14 protein-coding genes and 2 pseudogenes are annotated in these 21,825 nt (G+C 65.1%); 3 read left to right on the forward strand and 13 right to left on the reverse strand.

Annotation, left to right across the window (positions count from 1 at the left end; genetic code table 11):
- Positions 1–15 precede the first annotated feature (15 nt).
- The gene (gene rimP / locus A7A08_RS13115; RefSeq protein ID WP_069095927.1) at positions 16–570 is read right to left on the reverse strand and encodes a ribosome maturation factor RimP; all 555 of its coding nucleotides are present in this window, start codon (positions 568–570) and stop codon (positions 16–18) included.
- A 176-nt stretch (positions 571–746) separates the two neighbouring features.
- Positions 747–1,499, reverse strand: coding sequence for a tRNA (guanine(46)-N(7))-methyltransferase TrmB (gene trmB, locus A7A08_RS13120; RefSeq protein ID WP_083226775.1), 753 nt, complete (start codon positions 1,497–1,499; stop codon positions 747–749).
- Positions 1,500–1,639: 140 nt separating this feature from the next.
- On the opposite strand from trmB, the pseudogene A7A08_RS13125 reads away from it, so the two are divergent.
- Positions 1,640–2,423, forward strand: a pseudogene (locus A7A08_RS13125) (sulfite exporter TauE/SafE family protein).
- A gap of 24 nt (positions 2,424–2,447) precedes the next feature.
- Here A7A08_RS13125 and metK read toward each other — a convergent pair.
- The 8 genes and pseudogenes from metK to A7A08_RS13165 all read right to left on the reverse strand — a co-directional run bounded on the left by metK (position 2,448) and on the right by A7A08_RS13165 (position 10,442).
- Positions 2,448–3,623 carry a methionine adenosyltransferase gene (metK, locus tag A7A08_RS13130; RefSeq protein ID WP_069095928.1) on the reverse strand — a complete coding sequence of 392 codons (1,176 nt, stop codon included), beginning with the start codon at positions 3,621–3,623 and terminating at the stop codon, positions 2,448–2,450.
- A 107-nt stretch (positions 3,624–3,730) separates the two neighbouring features.
- On the reverse strand, positions 3,731–4,144 hold the full coding sequence (locus A7A08_RS13135) for a helix-turn-helix domain-containing protein (RefSeq protein WP_069095929.1): 414 nt from the start codon (positions 4,142–4,144) through the stop codon (positions 3,731–3,733).
- A 160-nt stretch (positions 4,145–4,304) separates the two neighbouring features.
- Positions 4,305–5,945: an apolipoprotein N-acyltransferase gene (gene lnt / locus A7A08_RS13140; RefSeq protein WP_069095930.1), complete on the reverse strand. Its 1,641-nt coding sequence runs from the start codon at positions 5,943–5,945 to the stop codon at positions 4,305–4,307.
- Between the two features lie 42 nt (positions 5,946–5,987).
- Entirely contained in the window at positions 5,988–6,962 is a 975-nt protein-coding gene (locus A7A08_RS13145) for a hemolysin family protein (protein WP_069095931.1), read from the reverse strand.
- A gap of 107 nt (positions 6,963–7,069) precedes the next feature.
- A pseudogene (ybeY, locus tag A7A08_RS17710) lies at positions 7,070–7,620 on the reverse strand (rRNA maturation RNase YbeY); the annotation flags it as partial.
- Positions 7,538–8,566 (reverse strand): PhoH family protein, encoded by a 1,029-nt coding sequence (locus A7A08_RS13155; protein ID WP_425349029.1) that lies wholly within the window; start codon positions 8,564–8,566, stop codon positions 7,538–7,540. The pseudogene ybeY and the gene A7A08_RS13155, both read right to left, overlap by 83 nt.
- Positions 8,567–8,641: 75 nt before the next feature.
- Positions 8,642–10,033 carry a tRNA (N6-isopentenyl adenosine(37)-C2)-methylthiotransferase MiaB gene (gene miaB / locus A7A08_RS13160; RefSeq protein ID WP_069095980.1) on the reverse strand — a complete coding sequence of 464 codons (1,392 nt, stop codon included), beginning with the start codon at positions 10,031–10,033 and terminating at the stop codon, positions 8,642–8,644.
- A gap of 199 nt (positions 10,034–10,232) precedes the next feature.
- Positions 10,233–10,442: a hypothetical protein gene (locus A7A08_RS13165; RefSeq protein ID WP_069095932.1), complete on the reverse strand. Its 210-nt coding sequence runs from the start codon at positions 10,440–10,442 to the stop codon at positions 10,233–10,235.
- Between the two features lie 333 nt (positions 10,443–10,775).
- Here A7A08_RS13165 and A7A08_RS13170 point away from each other — a divergent pair, with 333 nt between their 5' ends.
- Positions 10,776–10,964 carry a DUF3008 family protein gene (locus A7A08_RS13170; protein ID WP_069095933.1) on the forward strand — a complete coding sequence of 63 codons (189 nt, stop codon included), beginning with the start codon at positions 10,776–10,778 and terminating at the stop codon, positions 10,962–10,964.
- A gap of 3 nt (positions 10,965–10,967) precedes the next feature.
- Here A7A08_RS13170 and pbpC read toward each other — a convergent pair whose 3' ends face one another.
- From pbpC to A7A08_RS13185, 3 genes are all read right to left on the reverse strand, one after another.
- Complete coding sequence (pbpC, locus tag A7A08_RS13175; protein ID WP_069095934.1) at positions 10,968–13,031, reverse strand: penicillin-binding protein 1C; 2,064 nt, start codon at positions 13,029–13,031, stop codon at positions 10,968–10,970.
- Positions 13,032–13,044: 13 nt separating this feature from the next.
- Positions 13,045–18,273, reverse strand: coding sequence for an alpha-2-macroglobulin family protein (locus tag A7A08_RS13180; protein ID WP_083226776.1), 5,229 nt, complete (start codon positions 18,271–18,273; stop codon positions 13,045–13,047).
- A gap of 129 nt (positions 18,274–18,402) precedes the next feature.
- A complete protein-coding gene (locus A7A08_RS13185) occupies positions 18,403–19,344 on the reverse strand; it encodes a LysR substrate-binding domain-containing protein (RefSeq protein WP_069095935.1) in 942 nt (313 codons plus the stop codon).
- Between the two features lie 371 nt (positions 19,345–19,715).
- On the opposite strand from A7A08_RS13185, the gene A7A08_RS13190 reads away from it, so the two are divergent.
- Positions 19,716–21,818, forward strand: a complete 2,103-nt coding sequence (locus A7A08_RS13190) for an AsmA family protein (protein ID WP_069095936.1) — start codon at positions 19,716–19,718, stop codon at positions 21,816–21,818.
- Positions 21,819–21,825: the final 7 nt, after the last annotated feature.

Here is a 21,825-nt window from a genome sequence, read left to right on the forward strand (position 1 = left end):
CTGCGCTGACGGTTCCTAATGGGCCTTGCTCCGCGAGAGGTCGTCTCGCAGGCTGTCCTTGTCGCTCACCAGCTTGGCCTCCTCGATCATCGAGAAGGGCAGGCCGATCACCTGTGCTTCGCCACCCTTCTCGAACTGCACGATAAGCCGGGCTTCGCCTTCCTCCGCGCCGTCGACCACACCGCGGAAACGCTTGCGGCCATCGATGGCTTCGGAAAGCTCGACCTTGGCCTCTTGGCCGAGAAAGGTCTCGAAATCGCTCGGCCGCACCAGAGGGCGGTCCAGACCGGGCGAGGAAACTTCCAGATTGTACGCTCCGGGCAGAGGATCGTGGGCGTCGAGCACCTGCGAAAGCTCCCGGCTGATGGCAGCGCAATCGTCGACCGTCATATGGTCGCCGGGGCGCTCGGCCATCACCTGAACGGTGCTGCCGCCTTCGCCGGACATCTTCACGCGAACCAGCCGGAATCCGAGCTGCTCGAGCACCGGCTCGGCAAGATCGGCAATCGCGCGGGCTTGCCCCGTCTCACGGGTAAAGCGCCGCTCCAGGCTGGGCGTCAGGTTTGACATAGGCCGTCACATTCCTCGCTGAAAGCGAGAACCCGCGATGGCCTCGGAAGCTCCGAACCGGAAAGACCGGTGGACCTAATAAAAAGGAGCGGGCCGCGGCCCACTCCTGATGGAGACCATTCATGAGTTCTGACGGGTAATATACGCCGCTTTCCCGGGAATTCAAGCAGTTGTCCTCAAGGGGAAGCCGCACGCCGGAACCGGAGATAGCCGCAAACCCGGCCCGCGGCCCTGGCTTTCTGCTCATAGCGCGTTTCCGGCCAGTCCTCCGGCCGCTCCCGCCAGTCCGACGGACGTGTCGCCAGCCATTCGAGCGCGTCGAAGTTCCGCGCCGCGAGCAGGGTGCGCGCCAGATACTCCGCGCTGTCGCTCCCCAGACGGAACTCGCCGCCGGGCTTCAGCACCCGAACGATCTCCGCCATGGTCGAACGCCGGATCAGCCGCCGCTTGGCGTGGCGCTTCTTCGGCCAGGGATCGGGGAACAGCACGAACAGCCGGTCGATGGACGCCTCTGGGAGCCAGGCCAGCACCTCCCGCGCATCCCCATCATGCAGGCGGATATTCGTGAGCCTCTTCCGCTCCGCATTGCCGAGCAGGGAAGCGACGCCGTTGATGAAGGGCTCGCAGCCGATGATGCCGGTGGCGGGGTGGTGTTCCGCCTGCCAGATAAGATGCTCGCCGGCGCCGAACCCGATCTCCAGCCACACCTGTCCGGGCGTGCCGGGAAACAGCGCCGAGAGACCAGGGGCGGGCGCGGAGAGATCGAGTCGCAGCTCGGGTAGCCGCGTCTCCATCAGGCTCTGCTTGCGCGGAGTCAGGCGATGGCCCTTGCGGCGGCCGTAGGAGCGGAGCTCCGTGGAATGTTCGGAAATACCGTCTGGCCCGGGCCCGGTCTGCATCGCACCGCCCGCCTTAGAATTGCTGCCCATGGGCCCGCTCGCACCAAAAAATTCCAAATTCAAATCGCCGGAGAAACTCTTCTTCCGAACCCGGCGAATCCGCTGGCGCGGTGCCTGAAATTCGACTATCGGCCCTCGTCCGATTGCTGGAGGACGCTTTGACCATAGGTATGGATGTCGTCTGGGATTTCACGCTGTTCGCAGCCGTGGGATTCATCGCTCAACTCGTCGACGGCGCCCTCGGCATGGCCTACGGCGTCGTTTCGACCACGGTCCTTCTATCGTTCGGCGTGCCGCCTGCCAACGCCTCGGCAAGCGTTCATGTCGCCGAGCTCTTCACCACGGGCGCGTCCGGCGCGTCTCATCTCTGGCATCGCAATGTCGATCGCCGGCTGTTCTGGCGCCTGGCGCGGCCGGAATTGCGGGCGGCATCGTGGGCGCCTACCTGCTCACCTCAATCGACAGCGAAGTCATAAAGCCGTTCATCGTCGCCTACATGGCGGTAATGGCGTTCGTCATCCTGTGGCGGACCCTGCGCCGCCGGACGCCGAAGACTGAGACGCGTCCGGGGTGCCCGCCTTGGGGCTGGTCGGCGGCTTTGTCGATGCGGTCGGTGGAGGTGGATGGGGACCGGTCGTCACCTCCTCCCTGGTCGGCGCCGGCGGTGTGCCGCGCTACGTCATCGGCACGGTGAACACAGCCGAGTTCCTGGTCACCGCAGCGATCTCCGCCAGCTTCATCGCGGCGCTCTTTTCGGGCCATTGGGATGAGGGTGGCGACCTTGCCAACAATGCCGCCGCGGTCGCCGGGCTCATCACCGGCGGACTGATCGCGGCACCCCTGGCGGGCTATGCAGTCAAACGCATCTCGCCGCGCACCCTGGGTATCGCGGTTGGCCTGCTTATCTTGCTTCTGGTGATGTTCCAGGCGGCCAAGCTTGCTGCCTGGATATAGGCGTAACCGGTCGGACTGAGCTGTCTAGCTCATATGCGCCTTGAGTGGCTCCACCAGGTCGAGCTTCTCCCAGGAGAAGCCGCCGTCATTGTCCGGCGTCCGGCCGAAATGGCCGTAGGCCGCGGTGCGCTCATAGACCGGACGGTTGAGGGAGAGATGCTCGCGGATGCCGCGAGGCGAAAGATCCATGACCTCGCGGATAGCGTTCTCGACCTTGTCCTCGGCGACTTTGCCGGTGCCGTGCAGATCCGCGAAGATCGAGAGCGGCTGGGACACGCCGATGGCGTAGGAGAGCTGCAAGGTGCAGCGGTCGGCGAGACCGGCGGCAACGATGTTCTTGGCCAGATAGCGCGCCGCATAGGCTGCGGAGCGGTCCACCTTCGTCGGATCCTTGCCGGAGAAGGCGCCGCCGCCATGGGGCGCCATGCCGCCATAGGTGTCGACGATGATCTTGCGGCCCGTCAGGCCGGTATCGCCGTCGGGTCCGCCGATCACGAAGCGGCCGGTCGGGTTGACGTAGAACTTTGTGTCGGAATCGATCCAGCCCTTGGGCAGGTTCTCGTTCACGATCTCCATAACGATCTCGCGCACCCGCTCCTGGGTTGCGTCTTCGCTGTGCTGGGTGGAGACGACGACGGAATTGACCCGCTTCGGCTCGCCGTTCACGTAATTCAGCGTGACCTGGCTCTTGGCGTCCGGTCCGAGCTCCGGCGCGTTGCCCGCATGACGAGCCTTGGCCATCTCGTGCAGGATGGAGTGGGCGTAGTAGATCGGCGCCGGCATGAGCGGCTCCGTCTCCTGGCAGGCATAACCGAACATGATGCCCTGGTCGCCTGCGCCTTCGTCCTTCTCCTTGTCGGCATCCGCGTCCACGCCCATGGCGATGTCGGCCGACTGCTCATGCACGTAGAACTCGAACTCGGCATCGCGCCAGTGGAAGCCGTCCTGCTCGTAGCCGATGTTCTTGATGCACTCGCGCGCGGCGTCTTCGATGGCTTGGGGGGTGATGCTTTCCGGGCCGCGCACCTCGCCGGCCATCACGATACGGTTCGTGGTGACCAGGGTTTCAACGGCCACGCGGGCTTGCGGGTCGGCGCCGAGGTAAAGATCGACGACGGCGTCGGAAATGCGATCGCAGACCTTGTCCGGATGGCCTTCCGAAACCGATTCACTCGTAAAGACGTAATCTTGTCGAGACAACTCAACCCCCTTATTGGCAGGCCGCTGCTAAGCGCGCAAAAATCGGGCGGGTTGTCGCAACGAATGGCCGAAGGGTCAAGCCCGCTTCAAAGGGAGCGTAGGACGGCTTACGCGGCGCCGTCCTGGTTGCTCAGGGAGCGCACGAGATCGACGACGCTCTTGCGGACTTTCGGATCCGCGATCTTTACGAAAGCGCGGTTGAGCTCCAGGCCTTCGCGGCTGTTCAGGAACTCGAGGATGAAAGTCTCGGATTCGGCTTCGGCCATGCCCGTGGGGGCAGAACCGTCGAACTGGGGGGCTTCTTCAAAAAAGAACTGGACGGGGACGTCGAGAATTTTCGCAATCTGGAACAGGCGACTGGCACCGATCCGGTTGACGCCCTTTTCATATTTTTGAACTTGCTGAAAAGTGAGGCCCATACTTTCGCCGAGACGCTCCTGGCTCATGCCCAGAAGCATCCGTCTCAGACGCACGCGGCTGCCCACATGCGCATCGACGGGATTTGGCTTTTTGCCGGCCATTGGCTCACTCGTGACTGTCATGGAAAAGAAATACCTTACGTAGAACTGAGTACCGCTGCGCACCGATATGAACGTTTTCAACAGGGCAGCGCGGGGGTACCGGGGTGTCTTAAGGGTGGCGCTGAATGCCGTCAAGCGTGCCAAAAGCGCACGTCGTACGCTATTCTAATTTATTGTTTAATTGACGCATTCTCGGCAGAATGCAACCGATAACTGCAAGCAACCACAGGACAATTTCTATCCTGCGTTCATAACGACCGAAAAACGTGGCGGGGAAATGGCCCGGTAGCGTAGCATCCACAACGCCTTTCTTTTCAAGCTCGAGCTCACCGAGAATCCGGCCCATCGGATCGATCACCGCGGAAATACCCGTATTGGCTGCGCGCACCAGTGGCAGCCCCTGTTCGACAGCCCGGACACGGGCTTGATGGAAATGCTGGTAGGGGCCGACACTGCGACCAAACCACGCATCGTTGGTGATGTTCAGCATCCATGCCGCGCCCCTGCCGTGAGCGTTCACCTCATCCGGAAAGAGGACCTCGTAGCAGATCAGGGGCATGAGCGGCGGAAGGCCCGGAAGGTCCAGGCGCCGCGGTCCGCGCCCTGCCGTGAATCCGCCGCGGATGCCCGTCATCTGCATGATGCCCAGGCTCTCCATGAAGCTTTGGAAGGGCAGATACTCGCCGAACGGAACGAGATGGATCTTGTCGTAGCTGTCGATGACCCGTCCGTCGTGTCCGATCGCGAGCAGCCCGTTATACACGTTCCGGCTGCTGCCATTGGGCGCATCGTCGTAGACCATTCGGATCGACCCGGCGAGCAGCGCACCGCCCTCCGGTAGCATGTCGCCGATGATGGCCAGCGCCTGGGGCTCGTTTTCGAGAACCACCGGAATGGCGGTTTCCGGCCAGACGACGAGATCGACCTGGTCGAGCCCGACACCGTCCTTCACGGTTTTGCTCAGCCGGAGATACTCCTCGAAGATCTGGTCGGCATTTCCGGGCTTCCACTTCTCGGCCTGATCGATGCTGGCCTGGACGATCCGCACCTTGGTGCCCGTGGAGGCGACCGGTGTGTTCTGCAGCCGCCATGCACCCCAGCCGGCGCCTGTCGCGAGCAGGAGAAGGAGGCAGGCTGCCAGCGCGGCCGCACTTCCCCGGCCCCTCAGATGCGATCCGGCCGGCGCGAAGCACGCGGCGGGAGAGGCGAACAGCAGGGCCGCCAGAACGGTCAGCCCATAGATGCCGAACAGGGATGCGAGCTGCATCATCGGCAGATTGGGCGTCAAAGCGTAACCCAACAGATTCCAGGGCTGCCCCGTGAAAAGATGGCCCCGGATGAATTCGAACAGGCCGAACCCCGCGGCGAGCGCGCAGACCCTTGCCGCTCCACGTCCCCACAACAGGATCGCGAAGACGGTCGCGCCGGCGAAATAGAGCGCCATCCAGGAGGCGAAGCCCGGCAGAATGAAGGGGATCAGCCAGCCATGCCGTTCCGGCTCCACCAGAAAGGCCTCCGCCAGCCAGTAGAAATTCGCGAGGAAGAATCCGAACCCGTAGTAGAAGCCGCCCGCGGCGGCCGAACGGATGCGCCCCTGCACTGTGGGATACGCGGCATAGGAGCCGTCCAGCATCCAGACCAGGGCGCCGAAGCTGAGAAAGAGGAACGGCCAAAGATCGTAGGGGGCGAAAGCGAGCGCACCGACGGCTCCGGCCACGATGCCGAAGCCGGCTCGCGGCCAGCCGCGCAAGGCGGCGACCCATCCGGCGAGGCCGTCGAGCCGCGCAAAGATCTGTCTCATGCGCGCGGCCTCACCGCCCGGCCGGAGATGCGAACGCCACGGCTACCTCGCGCCGCTGCTTGCTTCGCCCTCGCGGGCGTTCCCGCGCTGCCGCCGGATGCGAAGCTTCTTGATGCGCCGCGGGTCGGCGTCCAGAACTTCGAACTCCACGCCGCTCGGATGCTTGAGAAGCTCGCCGCGAACGGGTACGCGGCCCGAAAGCGAGAACACGAGACCGCCTAGCGTGTCGACGTCGTCGTCCTCTTCCGGATCGACCAGAACCTGGCCAAGCCGGTCCTCGACGTCCTTCACCGGCGCGCGCGCATCGGCGATTAGCCCGGTGCGGTCGCTGGTGATCATCGGCTCCTCGTCGACGTCGTGTTCGTCCTCGATCTCGCCCACCACCTCTTCGATGAGATCCTCGATGGAGACGAGGCCGTCCGTGCCGCCATATTCGTCCACCACGAGGGCAAGATGGACCCGCGTGGTCTGCATCTTGAGAAGCAGGTCCAGCACCGATTGGGATTTCGGCACGTAAAGGATGTCGCGGGTGATCCCGATATCGCCCAGGGTCTTCTTCAGATCCACATGGCCGAGGCTGAGATTCTCGCCGTTTGCCTTCTCCGCCTCTTCGGCGATCCAGGACATCAGATCCCGGATATGAACCAGCCCCAGTGGCTCGTCGAGGGTGCCGCGGAAAACCGGCAGCCGGGAATGCTCCGCCTCGCGGAACACCTTCAAAAGCTCGTCTATGGAGATCGATCCTTCCACCGAGACGATATCCGCACGGGGCACCATCACGTCCTCGACGGTCAGCTTCCCGAAGCGGAGAATGTTGAGCAGCATCGTGCGCTCGGGCGCGCTGAACGTGTCCTGGGTGTCGTCGCCACGGGACAGCGCGTTCTCGATCAGAGCGCGGAGGTCAGGCTCCTCGCCGAGACCGAAACGTGCCAGCACGCGGTCGAGCCAAGAACCTTCTTCGGGGGATCGTTCGGATTCGGGAGCCGGTTCGTTATCCGGCAACGCGGCGTTACTCATCCTGCAATTCCAGCCTGGGTCAGGGGCTCCGTCTCGCCGTAGGGATCGGCGATTCCGAGCTGGCCCAGGATTTCGGTCTCCAATGCTTCCATTTCAGTAGCCTCGGTCTCGTCCATATGGTCGAAGCCGAGAAGGTGAAGAACGCCATGCACAACGAGATGCGTGACGTGATCTTGTGGCGGAATTTCGAGCGCAGCGGCTTCCCGTCCCACCGTGTCGAGACTGAGAATGACGTCGCCGAGGGGCAGCGCGTCGTCGAAGAGTCGCCATCCATCATCTCGGCGGGGAAGGAGAGAACGTTGGTCGGCTTGTCCTGGCCGCGGAAGTCGCGGTTCAAGCCTTGCACGGCGGCATCGTCGTCGAAGACGATCGCGACCTCGTGAGAGTGTTTGGGGATGCCGGACGATCCGGCGCGGTAGGCGGCCCTTGCCGCTTCCTCGAGACGCTCCTCGCTCAGGGCCCAGCTTGCGGGCGGGCGGGCGTGCCAGATCAGCGAGACGCTTAAATCCGCCTCATCTCCGGCTTCCGGCTTCGGGACGGTTTCTCCCGAAGCCTCGGGTCTACTGGGAACGTCTTCACTCATCGCTCTTGCGGCTCTCACTCGATGCCGCTTCATACGCATTGACAATCCGGGCGACAAGCTCCCGTCGCACGACATCCTTCGGGCTGAAGGCGATATGGGAGATGCCTTCCACTCCTTCCAGGATCTTGATGGCTTCCGTAAGGCCGGAATCCTTGCCGTATGGCAAATCGACCTGGGTTGGATCGCCCGTGACGATCATCTTGCTGCCTTCGCCGAGGCGCGTCAGGAACATCTTCATCTGCACCGGCGTGCAGTTCTGCGCCTCGTCCAGGATGACCATGGCATTCGAAAGCGTGCGCCCCCGCATGAATGCGAGCGGCGCGATCTCGATGGTGCCCGTCGCAAGGCCCCGTTCCACCCGCTCCGGTGCGAGCACGTCGTAGAGCGCATCGTAGAGGGGCCGCAGATAGGGATCGACCTTCTCCCTCATGTCGCCTGGCAGGAAGCCCAGCCGCTCGCCCGCCTCGACAGCGGGCCGGGACAGGATGATGCGGTCGCACTGGCCGTTCTCCAGCGCAGCGGCGGCGTAGACCACGGCGAGATAGGTCTTGCCCGTACCGGCAGGGCCGGAGGCGAACACCAGGTCGTGGCGTTCCAGGGCCGAGATATAGGCGGATTGCGCGGGCGTCCGCGCCGTGACGAGACGCTTCCGGGTGCGGATCTGCTGAGCTTCAGCACCCCGCGCGCCGTCCGGCTCGTCGGGGCTCGGCTTCACGTCCGCGTGCCGGATCGATCCGACCACCTCGCCGATGCCGATAACCTCGCCCTTCGACAGCCGAGCGTAGAGATCCTCGAGAACGGCCTTCGCCGTCTCGCAGGCCTCTTCCGGGCCGCGCAGGGACACGACCGTACCGTTCACCACCGCCTCGATGCCGAGACGGTCTTCCAGGACGGCTAGGTTTGCATCGTAATCGCCGAGCAGATCGCGCATGAGCCTCGTGTCGTCGAAGAACACGACGAGCGGCTCGGATTCGCCTTCTCGAAAGGCGGTCGCGTTGTCAGACGCGGGTTGTGGCGCCAAATTAGGTCTCTCGTCTCCGAGGTCTTCGTCCAAACAGCCGGTTACCCAATCGATCCGGTGCCATTCCCACCGCTTTCAAACGGCCGGTTGCACGCGGTCGTCCCATGCAAAACCGGAATTGATGACACCGGTAAGACTGTTCGGCCCCGCAGCGGTGATGTCAACCTCCACGATCTCTCCGAGCAGGCTTTCGGGCCCTTCGCTGTGCACAGCCTGGAGATATGGCGATCGGCCGGCGATTTGACCAGGTTTCCGCCCCTTCCTTTCGAACAGAACCGGCACGGTCCGTCCCACCAGCGCCTGCTCGAATCGCTTCCGCTCGTCCTCGATCACGTCCTGAAGCACCCGAAGCCGCTCCTTCTTGGCTTCTTCCGGCACCTGATCCTCCAGAGTCGAAGCGGGCGTGCCGGGCCGGGCGCTGTATTTGAACGAGAAGGCCTGAGCGAAGCCGATTTCTCTCACAAGCGCGACCGTCTCTTCGAAATCCGCATCGGTTTCGCCGGGAAAGCCAACGATGATGTCCGTGGATAGAGCAATATCCGGCCGCGCGGCACGGATGCGGCCGATCAGTTCGCGATATTCCTCCGCCGTATGCTTGCGGTTCATCGCCTTCAGCATGCGGTCGGCGCCTGCCTGGAACGGCAGGTGGAGATAGGGCATCACCTTCGGCTCGTCGCCGTGGACCGCGATCAGGTCGTCGGCCATGTCCCGCGGGTGGCTGGTCGTGTAGCGCAGGCGCTCGATGCCGGGGATCTCGGCCAGCCGTCGCAGCAGATCGGCGAGCGACCAGTCTTTCCCGTCCGGTCCTTCACCGTGATAGGCATTCACGTTCTGCCCGAGCAGCGTAATCTCCCGTACGCCGCCTTGCGCTAGGCTTTCCGTCTCCTGCACGAGCTGTGAGACCGGCCGCGAGAACTCCGCGCCCCGCGTATACGGCACGACGCAGAAGGTGCAGAACTTGTCGCAACCTTCCTGCACGGTGACGAAGGCGGACGGCAGCGCCCGCTTCATGGTCCGCGCCGGCAGGTGGTCGAACTTGTCTTCCGTAGGGAAGTCCGTGGCGAGCACCCCGCTTGCGCCCCTGGCCTTGGCCACGAGATCGGGAAGCTGGTGATAGCTCTGAGGGCCGACCACCAGATCGACCACATTGGCCCGGCGCATGATCTCGGCGCCTTCGGCCTGGGCCACGCAGCCCGCCACCGCCACCATGGTCTCCTTGCCGCCCGAGGCGCGAGTCTCCTTCATCTGCCGCACCCGCCCGAGCTCCGAATAGACCTTTTCGGCGGCCTTCTCGCGGATATGGCAGGTGTTCAGGATGACGAGATCGGCATCGTCCATCTCCTCCGTCAGGGCATAGCCGGCCGGGGCCAGCGCCTCCGCCATGCGTTCGGAATCGTAGACATTCATTTGGCAGCCGAACGTCTTCACGTGCAGCTTCAGGGTCTTGCTCGTCGGGCCGTCTGTCATGCCGCGTTTGTTGGGCAGCAAGGCCTTTCCGTCAACCCTCGAAATCCATGGGGCAGGCCAGGGAGGCTGAAGAAGACTGGAGGCGAAGAGCCGCCCCGCAACGGCCGAGACGGGGGGAGAGGGGGCGCGTTGCGGGACGGCTCGTACGCATCGGTCCAGGCGATGGAGGAACCCGGACGGATGAAATGCTAGGCGCTGGCTACGCCTTGCATTCGGTGGCCGACTTCATTGCCTTCTTGGCGTCGGCCCGGCTGGAGTAGGCGCTGCCAAGGGCCTTCATGCTGCCGCCCGGCTGCGTCGTCGTGATCTCGCAGTGATGGTTCGCCCCTTGCGCCACCCAATAGCTGGCGGCGAATGCAGGGGACGAAAATCCGGCGAGCACCAAACCTGCGATCACATACTTTTTCATCGTCCTTACTCCTTGGTTTGCCGGTGCGGGAAAGCGCCGGCATGTCTCCGTCGGAGACCAGGGAATCTAGCGCCCGGATCGAGAAGGCCCCACGGCGAAAGGGCGGCAAATCTGCGTCCTACCAAAATGTAACCAAGCAACTCAAAGAAAGCGGCAAGTCTTGAAATCGTTCATATCTTCGGATCGCGAAGCAGGACGAGCTGCGACATCTTGTGCATCATCTGCCCCCGTCTTGTCCCAATTGGGATTTCGCTGTCTGGGAGGAGGCCGGGCCGGAACCCGGGCCCCGGGGCCGCAAGTTATAAGAGGGTCCGAATTGTGAGGAGGAACGAAATGCCCGCGAAATCGAAAGCACAACAGCAAGCTGCCGGCGCGGCCCTGGCCGCCAAACGCGGCGAGACGAAGGTCAGCGACCTCCAGGGCGCCTCGAAGGAGATGTACGACTCCATGTCCGAGAAGGAGCTGGATGAAATGGCCTCCACGAAGCGCAAAGGCAAGCCGGAGCACGTCGACAAAGATTAGAGGCTATTGCAGCCGGACGAGCACGCTATCGGCGCGGCCTTGGGCATCCGTCACCGTGACGCGGGTGAAGCCCGGCCCGTCGGGTTCGAAGAACAATGTCTCGCCCGGCCGGCTCACGGAGCGCGGCGCGCCATTCACCAGCATGGTCAAAGGTGGCTTGCCGCCGGCGATCTTCACCGCCACCGGGTCGAGGGCCCCATCCATGGAGGACAGCGCGAGACTGGCGCCGTCCGGCGGGAACAGGATCTTCAGCGTGGGTGTCACGTCCTCCGCCGCCACCGGATCCGCGCTGAAACGCTGCAAGGGCGGCGGCAGCGCGCCCGAGCTTGCGCTCAACACACCCTCCGGCGGCTTCGGCAGAGGCGCCGGCGTCTCTTCCACCCGCGCGAAGGCGTCGAACAGGATCGGCGCGGCCGTGATGCGCCCGACGATGCCCGGTACCGGCGCGCCGTCCGGCCGGCCGGCCCAGACGCCGATCGTATACTTCCCGTCATAGCCGACCGCCCAGGCATCCCGGTAGCCGTAGCTCGTGCCCGTCTTGAAGGCGATGCGACCGGGTGCGGCGCTTTCCGGCGGTGGTGCGCCCTTGAGGATGTTGCCGACATACCAGGCCGCGACAGGCGTTAGGAGGCGGCGCTCCGGCAGCCGCGGCGCGTCTTCCCGTTCCACCGCGGGCCGCACGGTCCCGAGCCGCGCCAGACCGCTGAAGCCCTGGGTCAGATCGGTCAGGGTCACGCCCACCCCGCCGAGGCCCAGCGCCAGGCCAGGATTGTCGTGCTCCGGCAGGATCAGCGTCGTGCCGGCACCCCCGAGACGCGAGACCAGCCGGTCCGGCCCGACGGCCTCGAGCACCGAGATGGCCGGCACGTTTAGGGAAAGCTGCAGGGCCCGGCGCACCGTGACCGTGCCCTGGTATTGCATGTCGAAGTTCTCCGGCGCGTAGGCGCCGAAGCGCACCGGCCGGTCCGCGATCAGGGTGGAGGGGTGGATGCGACCGTCTTCAAAGCCCATCCCATAGATGAAGGGCTTGAGCGTCGAGCCCGGCGAGCGCACCGCCCGGGTCAGATCCACCTGGCCGGCCCGGCGGGCGTTGAAATAGTCGGGTGTCCCGACCCGCGCCCGCACTTCCCCCGTCTCGTTGTCGATCACCAGGATGGCGACTGAGGCATCGGGGCCGATCTTGTCCGCCCCCTTCTCGGCAAGCGCTTCGAGCCGGGCCTGGAAGCTTCTTTCCAGCGTCAGCGTGTGGATACGCGTCTCCGGCGCGGCGGCCATGGCGTCATCGGCCGCATGCGGCGCCAGCATGGGCATGGCATAGCGCCCCTCCGGGACCGTCTCCGCTTTCGCCCGGACGATCTCCGAGTCGGCGAAGATCCCCGTTTCGGCGATCCGGTCGAGCACCCGGTCCCGTGCCGCACGGGCTGCCTTGGGCGCGCGGTCCGGGCGCCGGACCTCCGGCGCCTGGGGCAGGGCCACCAGGAGTGCCGCCTGACCCAGGGAGAGCCGTCGGGGCTCCTTGCCGAAATAGGCGAGGCTCGCCGCACGCAAGCCCTCGATGTTGCCGCCATAGGGGGCAAGCGTCAGGTAGCGGGTGAGGATCTGCTCCTTCGTCAGCTGCCGCTCGATCTGAAGCGCCCGGTAGACCTGACGGATCTTGGCGCCCAATGAGCGCTCGTCCCGGGGCTCCAGCAGCCGGGCCAGCTGCATCGAGATGGTGGAGCCTCCGGAGACGATCCGCCCGTGGGTCGCAAGCTGGCCGGCCGCCCGCGCCATGGCCAGCACATCCACCCCCTGGTGGCGGAAGAATCGCTTGTCCTCGTAGGCGAGCAGCACGCTGAGGAAGCGGGTGTCGACCGCCTTCGCCTCCGTCGGCAGACGCCAGCGCCCTTCCTTGGTGGTGTAGGGACGGAGCAGGGCGCCGTGCCGGTCCACCACGATGGGGGAAAGCGCGATCTCTTCGCCGAGCGGGGGCGGGCCGAGGCCGTCGCGCAACCCGGTGGCCGCGCCCGCCGCGATCGCGCCGGTGAACAGGACACCGAGGGCGAAGGCTGTCAGAGGGCGGAGCATGGCTTCACCGCGCTCACTTGGCGGCCTTCACAGAGATCTTCCCCGTGCCCGTATTCCCGAAGCGGTCGCGGGAATACATGTCCTCCACATGGGCCTGGGGCAGCACGTACTCGCCCGGCGACACCGCCCGCACCACATAAGCGACCGAGAACACCGCGTTGCTGTCCGACGTCCGGTCGAAGGCCGCGGTGAAGCGGTCGTCGCGGAACTCCTGATGGACCGGATCGGTCGCATCCGGGATCCATTCGAAGTCGGCCTCTCCCGAACTCACGAGATGGGGATTGTCGATCTCGAAGCCCGCCGGCAGGTAGTCGATGAGTGCGACCCGGGCGAATTGCGGCTGGGGATCGGTGATCCGCACGACCACCACGAAGCGCTGGTTCTGCGTCGCCGTCGTCGGGTCCGCGGGTGCGCCTTGCAACGTGTAGTAGCTCCGTTCGATCTGGAAGCCCTGATCGGCCGCGGGCTCTGCCGCGAAGGGCGCGCCGGAAACCGTCAGCACCGCATCGACCGGGGCATCGCCCTGGTTCGATACCGTGATCGGATTGCCGGAAAGCTCCAGCTCGCTGATATTGCGGTAGACGGGTTCATTGGCCGTCTCGCCGTTTACAGAAAGCGCGATCTCCTCCTGGCCCAGCGCGCGGGCCGCAAGGATCAGCCAGGCGTCCTCCTGGGTAGAGGTGCGCTTCACCAGCTTGCGGGCCGGGCCGATCCTGGCCGTCGCGCTCACCAGCAGCGGCTTCGGCGCATCGCCCTCCGCCGCAAGGGTCACAACGGTAGCGGCATCCCGCAGCGGCGAGCCGAAATCCTGCCGGCCAGGCTCGGATTCGGGGCTCTCCGGCAGAGCGCCGAGCGCCGCCCGGAACGCCTTTTCCGCACGAATGCGATCGCCCAGCATGGCGAGCGCCGCGCCGATCTGCGCCTTGGCTGCTGGCGTGCCCAGCGCGCCCAGCTTGGTATCGGCGATGTAGCGCAGGTCGCCCACCGGCGCCGTTCCGTTCCGTGCCAGCACATAGAGGGCATAGGCGAGGGAAAGCCCGCCGTCCCGGTCCACGTCCGGTGCGGTGCTCACATAATTTCGCAGCCGGTTCAGAGAAAGGCGGAAAGCGTCGTCAGGCACGGAGTGGCCTTGCGCCCGCGCCCGGGTGAAGAAATCCACCACATAGGCGTCGAGCCAGGGGTCGGTGTCATACGCCCCCCAAAGACCGAACCCGCCCTCCGGCGCCTGGCGTGCCAGCACCGTCTGGATCGCCTTGTCGAGACGCTCGTCGATGGCGCTGTCCGCCGTCAGCTTCGCCTTCTTCGCCAGCTCGTTGACATAGAGCAGCGGCATGGCCCGGCTGATGATCTGCTCCGTGCAGCCGAGCGGATAGCGGTCGAGGGATTGCACGAGCGTCGCCACGTCGAGCGACGCCCAAGGCGTCACGGAGATCGCAAGCTGCCCGGTATTCGGCACGATATCGGCGAACAGCTCCGCCGAGGCCTCCACGCTCCCGCCCGGCGGCAAGGACTGCACCGTCCTCCGCGACATGATCTGAGTCGCGGGCTTCACGGACACCGCATAGTCCCGCCGTGCCACGTAGTCCTCGGGTCCCGTGACGGCGACCGTTAGGACGGCGTCTCCCACGCCCGTCGCGGCGATCGGCAGGCTCAGTCCTGTCCGCTGCTGCTCGTCCAGGCTGACGGTGGCTTCCGGCTTGGTAACGCCGACCGGACCCTCCGAGGAAACGGTGACCTGATAATCGCCGGGCGCGCCTTCGACATTGTCGAGATCGAGCCGCAACGTGCTTTGGTCGCCGATCAGCAGGAAGCGTGGCAGAGTGGCGGTCACCACGACCGGATCGCGGATCAGCACGTCGCCGTTGGCCTCGCCGACCTGGGTGTCGCTCCAGGCCACCGCCATGACCCGCGCGGTCCCGGTGAAGCCTGGGATATCGAATTCGATCTCGGCTTCGCCGTTCTCGTCCACGGTCACGATGCCGGAATAGAGGGCGAGCGGCGGCTGTGTCGGCGGGCTGCCGGAGATTTCGGCCCCGCCCGAGTCGCCGCCGGTGCGGATCTGGCCCTTCGTCCCCTGCATGCCGTCGATCAGCTGACCGTAGAGATCGCGGATCTCCATGGAGAGCTGACGCTGGCCGAGGAAATAGTCCGTGGGCGCGGGCGGCTCGTAATTGGTTAGGTTGAGAATGCCGACATCGACCGCCGAGACGACGACACGTGCCGTCTCGCCGCCTGCGAGCCCGGCGATCTTCACCGGCACCCGCAGTGTGGTCTCGGGCCGGACCTTCTCCGGAAGGTCCAGGCTGACATCGAGCGTATGAGCGGCCTTGTCGATGGAGAAGTAGGCGAGCCCCATGGATCGGCCGGGCATCCGCTTGGCTTCCGTCTCGAGCGGCCGCCGCAGGGTCGCGACCACATAAGCGCCGGTCCCCCAGTCCTCGCCGACCTCGAGCGGGATCTGGGCAGTGCCTTGCTCGACATCTTCCGTCTTGGTGGCGAGCAGCTTGCCCGTCCCCATCACGGCCAGGCTCACCTGGCCTGCGCTCCGGGCGGTCACTGCTACGGTCATCGTGTCGCCCGGACGATATTCGGATTTATCCAGGGCCACCTCGAGAAAGTCCGGCGTGTCGGCGCTGGCTTCCGCATAGAACCCGGCGTCGAAACCGATCGTGGTGAAGGGGCCTGAAGCCTCGGGGCTCGAAACCTCCAGCCGGTAGCGGCCCCAGGTCACGGGAGCGCCGATCTTGGCCGGCATGTCGGCCGCGGCGTCCACGGTGCCGCTGGCCACCCGGCGGGTGACCTTGATGGGCTCGTAGCTCCAATAACCGTTCTGGCGGTACCACTGGTACTTGCTGTCGATCTTGAGCAGCTGCCATTCGAGGCCTTTCGCCTCCTGGGGAGCGCCGTCCGGCCCCACCATCGCGATCTGGAATTCGGCCTGCGCGCCATCCGCCAGTGACGCTTCCTTGAACAAGGGCTTCACCCCGATCATCGCATCGTCGGGCGTGATGGGCAGGGTGATATCGCGCTCCACGGCACGCCCGCCCAGCTCCGACATGCGAACGGCGATCTTCGCCTCCATCGGATGTCCGGTGTCGGGCACGTTCCGGAGGGTGACGGGGAAGGTCGCCTTGCCGCTCTTGTCCGTTGCCGGCAGTTCCTCCAGCGGCATGATCTCGGTGCTCGCGCCCGAATCCTCGTCCGCGTTCGGACCGAATTGATAGCCGGCGAAGCCCGGACGCTCAGCCGCCTCGGAGATCGTCACTTCACCTTCCAGCGGCAGGCCCGAAGCCGGGGCGCCGTAGAGGAAGCGGCCGTCCACCGTAATCTCGGCCGGCTCGCGGGGCGCGATGGCCGGGCTCGCCGATGCCAGATCGAATTCGAGGCGGTCCGGCACGTAGTCTTCGACCAGGAAGCTGGCGTCGCCGATCGCGTCGCCCTTCGGGTCGGCGTAGGCTGCCACCCGCCAAGTGCCGGTCGGCGCCGAACCGATGATCGGCACGTCGAGATCGCGCCCGCCGATCCCCTCGTCCTGCACCACCTGGCGCTTGTATTCGACGCCGTCGGGCCGCGTGACCACAAGAGTCAACGGCGTGTTCAGGACCGCCTCGCCGACAGCATCGCGGAGTAGCGCCGTCACATGCACGGTCTCGCCCGTCCGGTAGACGCCGCGCTCGGTGAACACGAAGGCATCGAGGGCGCCGGGCAGGGCGCGCCCCTCGACGCCGCGATCGGTCAGGTCGAACGGTGAACCCTTAAGGCTCAGGAAGCCGTAATCGACCCCCTTCTGGGAGGCGACCAGCATGGCCGGCGCCAGGCCGCCTTCGCCGCGGGTCAGGCCGGGCGCAAAGGTGGCGCGGCCCGCCTCGTCCGTGTTCACCCGGGCCAGGACTTCGTTGTTGCGGGCAATCAGGCGCAGCTCGACATCGCCGACCGGCTCGGTGGTCGCCAGGGAGTTGACGAAGGCGTGAATCCCGTCATCTCCCGAATAGGCGGTGAGGCCGAGATCGGAAACGATGAACCACTGGGTGGCGATCTCCTCGTAATCCGCGTCGGGCCCGTCCGCCGGCTCCGCGGACATCACGTAGACGCCGGGCTTCAGATCCGGCACCGCCTCCGTAACGGGGAAGTTCGTGGTCACATCCTGGTTCAGCGTCTTCTCGACCGCGAGCGTGCCTTCCCAGATCTTCGCCCCTTCCGTGTCGGCGATCTCGCTGAGGGAGTAGGGGTAGAGATTCGTCTGGAAGTCGCTTCCGAGAACCGAATTAAGCAGGTTGCGGTCGCCGATCCGGTAGACCGTCACGTCCAGCTTATCCGTGTTCACGCTGATCAGCGGAACGCCCTGCTGGCCGGTCTTCGGCAGCACGTAGTTCTTGCCCGAGACCCGCACCATAGGCGCCCGATCCCGCACATAGATGTCGAATTCCGCCGGCTTCAGAAGGGACTCGTCGATATCCGACGGCAGGCCTTCCCGCAGGGTGATGTGATAGGTCTCGCCGTGCTTCAGCCCGTCGACGCAAAGCTGCTGGTCGTCCACCGAAAGGGCGGGCTTCTCCTCGCCCTCGACCACGACGAAAGGGGAGAAGTCGGCACGATCCGGCAGGGCCTCCGAGAACTGGAAGCAGGCGCGCGGCGAAGCGGCATCGGCGTCGATGCTGTGATCCGTGACCCGGAACCCGTATTTCTCCCGCAGCTGGGAATAGATCTGGCGCAGATTCTCCGTCTCGCGGACGGCCAGCGCGACCTTCAGGGCATTCAGCGCATTCCGCCATTCCTGCCGCTTGCCGTAGCTGTTGGCCAAAGTCACCAGCGCATCGGCCTGATCGTCTTTCGTCGCCGCGCGCCGATAAGCGATATACGCCGCTGTCGTCGCGTTCTGCCGGAGCGTGTAGGCATCGCCGCCTTCCGGTTCCACCCGCAGCAGGATGTCCGCGTAGCGTCGCCAGCTCCGCGCGTCGTTCGGCTCCAGCGCCACGATCTGACTGTAGAGTCGGGCGGCGCCGGCGAAATCCTTCTGGCTCAGCGCCGCATCCGCCTGCTTCTGCAGCGCGAGGGCGGGAGCGCTCACGCTGCTCGCTTCGTCCTTCAGTTGGGCTTCCAGCTTGATCGCGTCGTCGTCGAGCGCGTCGTTCTGATAGATGGCCGGGTCTGCGAACGCCGTCGATACAGGGGCGACGGTGGTGAAGAACGTCGAGCAGGAGATGAGAAGCACCAGCAGCGTGGCGCGGGCGAGAGCAGGCATGCGGATCCTCCGGAGGGTCCCTCTCGGCAAGGCGGAAGACCGGACCGGCCACCGCTCGGGGACCTGGCTCGCATGCTAATTGAGCGATGTGACAGGCGCTAGTGGGACTGCGCTGCGCAACGCAAAAATCTACGCCGTGCCTGCAGGCTCAACTGCGCTCCCAGTCCGGTCGCCGACCAGCTTGGCGATTTCGCCCCGCACCCATTGGTGGCACTCGTCCCGGTCATAGCTGGAATGCCACAGAAGCCGCACGGGAAGGCCGACCGGATCGAGAGGCTGGGCGATCCGGATGAGCGCGAACTGCTTTTCCAGAATTTGCGCCAGCGCCGTCGGCACAGTCAGGAGTGCATCGCTGTTCAACGCGAGTAGCAGGCCCACAAGGACCGAGGATACCTTTTCCGGCGGCGCCAGGAGCCGGCCGGACTCCGCAAATTTCCGGGCCAGAAGATCGTAGGCGGGAAGCGCGTTGACCGCGACATGGGTTGCCCGGGCGAAGTCCTCCGCGCTGGGCCGCTTGCCCCCCAGCGGATGTCCCGGTCGCCCGAGCACCACGAGATGATCGTCGAACAGCTTGGACGAACGGATGTCGGGGGCCGGAATCGAGGTGGATTCGAGGTCGACTGCGAAATGGCACCGGCTGTTCCGCAAGGCCTCGATGGAGTCCTCGCCGCTTCCCGCCATCCAGCCGACGCGCACATTCGGTGCGGCCTCCCCCAGATGCCGGCGCAGCGGTTGCACCATGATCAGTTCGCCGGCTTCCGAGGCCGCGACGAAGAAGTCCCGGTCCGCAAGGGTGGGGTCGAACGGTTTGTCCTGGCGGAGCAGGCTCTCCATGCCCGCAAGGATCACGTGCACCGTCGGCGCGAGCTCCTGCGCCTTCGCGGTCGGCACGAGGCGCTGGCCGGCCCGGACGAACAGCTCGTCGGAGAAGATCTCCCGGAGCTTCGCGAGGGCATGGCTGACGGCGGACGCGCTGCGCCCGAGGCGCTCGGCAGCGCGCGTGACGCTCGCGTCGGTCAGGAGGGCATCGAGGATAACGAGGAGATTGGCGTCAACTTCACGAAGATGCATGGGGTGCAATAATTCATCTGAAAAGGTTTCACTTCATGCATGTTAATCGCTGGGCTAGGGTCCTGACAAGGCTGACGGGTATCCCAGCCCTGACGCCCCGAAGCGCCCATGACTAGCCCCGCCCAATGGGGCGAGTCCTTCGCTTCCTCATCTCAACCGTGCGGCGGTCCGCTTGCTTCCCAGCAGCGGACCGCTAGCGGTTTTGGGGCCGCTTTTTCTGTGATGAAAACCCGTGAAATACCGCAAGGCTGCCGCCCTCGGGGCGCCTGCCATGAGCGTCGAGACACGCACACCTATTCTAACCGCAATTCTTTCGTTAATTTGGCGCTCCCCTTTCAGACATATTCGACGGTGCGCGGCATCGATTCCCCATGAAGCTTTTCCTCAAAATTCTCGGCGGTCTTTTCTCGGTGATCGTGCTTGTGCTGATCGCCGCCAATATTTTCGTCTCTCCGGAGGCCATCCAGTCCCGCGTGGCCGAACGCATTAAGCAGCAGACCGGACGTGAGCTCATCGTCAACGGCGAGGCGTCCCTCACGTTCTTGCCCAATCCGGAGATGGTCCTCACCGACACGACCCTGAGGGATCCCGGCACCGATTCCACGGCGATCGATCTCCATGTGAGCCGCCTCGAGGTGACCCTCGATCTCTTCGAGCTCATCAGCCAGCGCGTGGATGCGCGCTACGTTCTGTTTGAGAAGCCGTTGATAACGGTCCGGCCTGGCAGCGCGCAGACCGCGCCCCAGCAGCGAAGCGAAGGTTCGGTTCCTGAAAAGACGCGCCGGGCATCCCTTCCGGCTCCGCAAGAGCCACGTTTCGCAAAGGGCTCCATGGCCCTGGCAGCCACCGGCGATGACGATACGAGCGACGTCCGTCTGCGGGAGGTGGAGATTGAAGACGGTACCGTCCGCATTCTCGACGAGGAAGGCCAGGTGAACCGGGAGATCGAGCACATCAATGCCTCGCTTCAGATGCCCCATATCGACGAGCCGCTTCGCTCCACCGGCGACTTCCAGCTGAAGGGCAAGACCCTGAACTACGATCTCACCCTGACGTCGGCGGGGGCGCTCCGAGCGGGACGCCAGGCCGATGTCGCGCTGGTTTTATCGTCCGACGCATTCAAGGGGCAGTTCGAGGGCGCGGTCGTTCCCGAGCCCGAGCCGAGCGCCAGCGGCGTCTTCAAGGGCACGGCCTCCTCCTTCAAGGACGTCATCGCCTGGACGCCCGATGGCGGGCAGCCGGCGAAACCGGTTATCCCCGGTGAGATCAGCAGCCAAGTGAAGTGGAGCTTCGCCGGCGCCACCCTATCCAATCTCGCCTTCCAGCTCGGCGACACCAAGGGGCGGGGCCAGGCGGCGCTTCATCTGGATAGCCCGAAGCCCCATCTTCGCGCCGCACTCGCCATCGAGCTTTTGAACGTTACGCCCTTCCTGCCTCAGGGCGGAAGTGCCGGCCGTCAAGCTGCTCCGAAGCGTCCGGCGCCGGAGCCGATCGTGAACCAGAGCGGCGGCCAGCCGAGCGGCGGCGGCAACGCCTTTCCAAACGACTTCCCGGAAACGCCTCCCCAGGACGATCCCGCGGCGGCAATGCAGCCCGGTGCGACCCAGCCCAAGGAGCCTTCGCCCATCGATGCCGACGTGAACGTGAACGTCCGCCAGACCCGGGTGGATAACATCACCATCGGCCCGAGCGCGCTCTCCTTCGCCTTCCGCGACGGCGTTCTCACTGCCAATCTCGGCGGCATGCAGCTTTATGGCGGCGAAGGTCGCGGCAAGCTGATCATCGATCAGAACCCGGCCGTGCCGGTCTTCTCCGCCAATCTCAATCTCGATCGCGTGGACGCGAAGCCGTTCCTCACCGACGCGGCCGAGTTCGATCGGCTCTCCGGCAAGATCAAGGTGATCTTCAAGCTGAACGGCAAGGGCCAGGAGGCCGAGGCGATCAAATCCTCGCTCACCGGCAACGGCAATATCCTGGTTAGCCAAGGCGCGGTTGAGGGTATCGACATCACCGGCATCCTCGCCCAGGTGAATCAGGGCCAGCTTCCCAAGGTAAAGGGCGGCAGCACCAAGTTCGACAGCCTCGGCGGCAGCTTCACCATGCGTAAGGGCATCGCCCAGACGAACAATTTTCAGCTGGTCAGCCAGTATTTGAAGGTGGGCGCCAAGGGCACGGTGGACATTCCGTCCGGCACCATGGACATCCTCGCCAATCCCGAGCTCGTCGCAGCGCCGGAAGGCATGGGCGATGCGAAGGATCTCGTCGGCCTGACCATCCCGATCCGGATTCAGGGACCCTTCGAGAATCCCACCTATCGGCCCGAGGTCGCCGGACTGTTCAACAATCCCGAGGCGGCCTCGAAGACCATCAACAAGCTGGGCGACGTGATCCAGAAGAAGTTCAAGGACAAGCCCGTGGGCGATGCTTTGGGCCGCTTCCTAGGAGGCGTGAAGATCCAGGGCGGCAACCAGTAGGCGCCCT

It is taken from the genome of Methyloligella halotolerans (assembly GCF_001708935.1).
GTDB lineage: Bacteria > Pseudomonadota > Alphaproteobacteria > Rhizobiales > Methyloligellaceae > Methyloligella > Methyloligella halotolerans.

Excerpts from the sequence above, each read along its gene's own strand:
- A7A08_RS13135 (WP_069095929.1), bottom strand. The coding sequence starts at position 4,144 with ATGGCCGGCAAAAAGCCAAATCCCGTCGATGCGCATGTGGGCAGCCGC.
- A7A08_RS13180 (WP_083226776.1), bottom strand. The coding sequence starts at position 18,273 with ATGCCTGCTCTCGCCCGCGCCACGCTGCTGGTGCTTCTCATCTCCTGC.
- rimP (WP_069095927.1), bottom strand. The coding sequence starts at position 570 with ATGTCAAACCTGACGCCCAGCCTGGAGCGGCGCTTTACCCGTGAGACG.
- A7A08_RS13185 (WP_069095935.1), bottom strand. The coding sequence starts at position 19,344 with ATGCATCTTCGTGAAGTTGACGCCAATCTCCTCGTTATCCTCGATGCC.
- pbpC (WP_069095934.1), bottom strand. The coding sequence starts at position 13,031 with ATGCTCCGCCCTCTGACAGCCTTCGCCCTCGGTGTCCTGTTCACCGGC.
- lnt (WP_069095930.1), bottom strand. The coding sequence starts at position 5,945 with ATGAGACAGATCTTTGCGCGGCTCGACGGCCTCGCCGGATGGGTCGCC.
- A7A08_RS13165 (WP_069095932.1), bottom strand. The coding sequence starts at position 10,442 with ATGAAAAAGTATGTGATCGCAGGTTTGGTGCTCGCCGGATTTTCGTCC.
- A7A08_RS13170 (WP_069095933.1), top strand. The coding sequence starts at position 10,776 with ATGCCCGCGAAATCGAAAGCACAACAGCAAGCTGCCGGCGCGGCCCTG.
- trmB (WP_083226775.1), bottom strand. The coding sequence starts at position 1,499 with ATGGGCAGCAATTCTAAGGCGGGCGGTGCGATGCAGACCGGGCCCGGG.
- A7A08_RS13145 (WP_069095931.1), bottom strand. The coding sequence starts at position 6,962 with ATGAGTAACGCCGCGTTGCCGGATAACGAACCGGCTCCCGAATCCGAA.
- miaB (WP_069095980.1), bottom strand. The coding sequence starts at position 10,033 with ATGACAGACGGCCCGACGAGCAAGACCCTGAAGCTGCACGTGAAGACG.
- A7A08_RS13190 (WP_069095936.1), top strand. The coding sequence starts at position 19,716 with ATGAAGCTTTTCCTCAAAATTCTCGGCGGTCTTTTCTCGGTGATCGTG.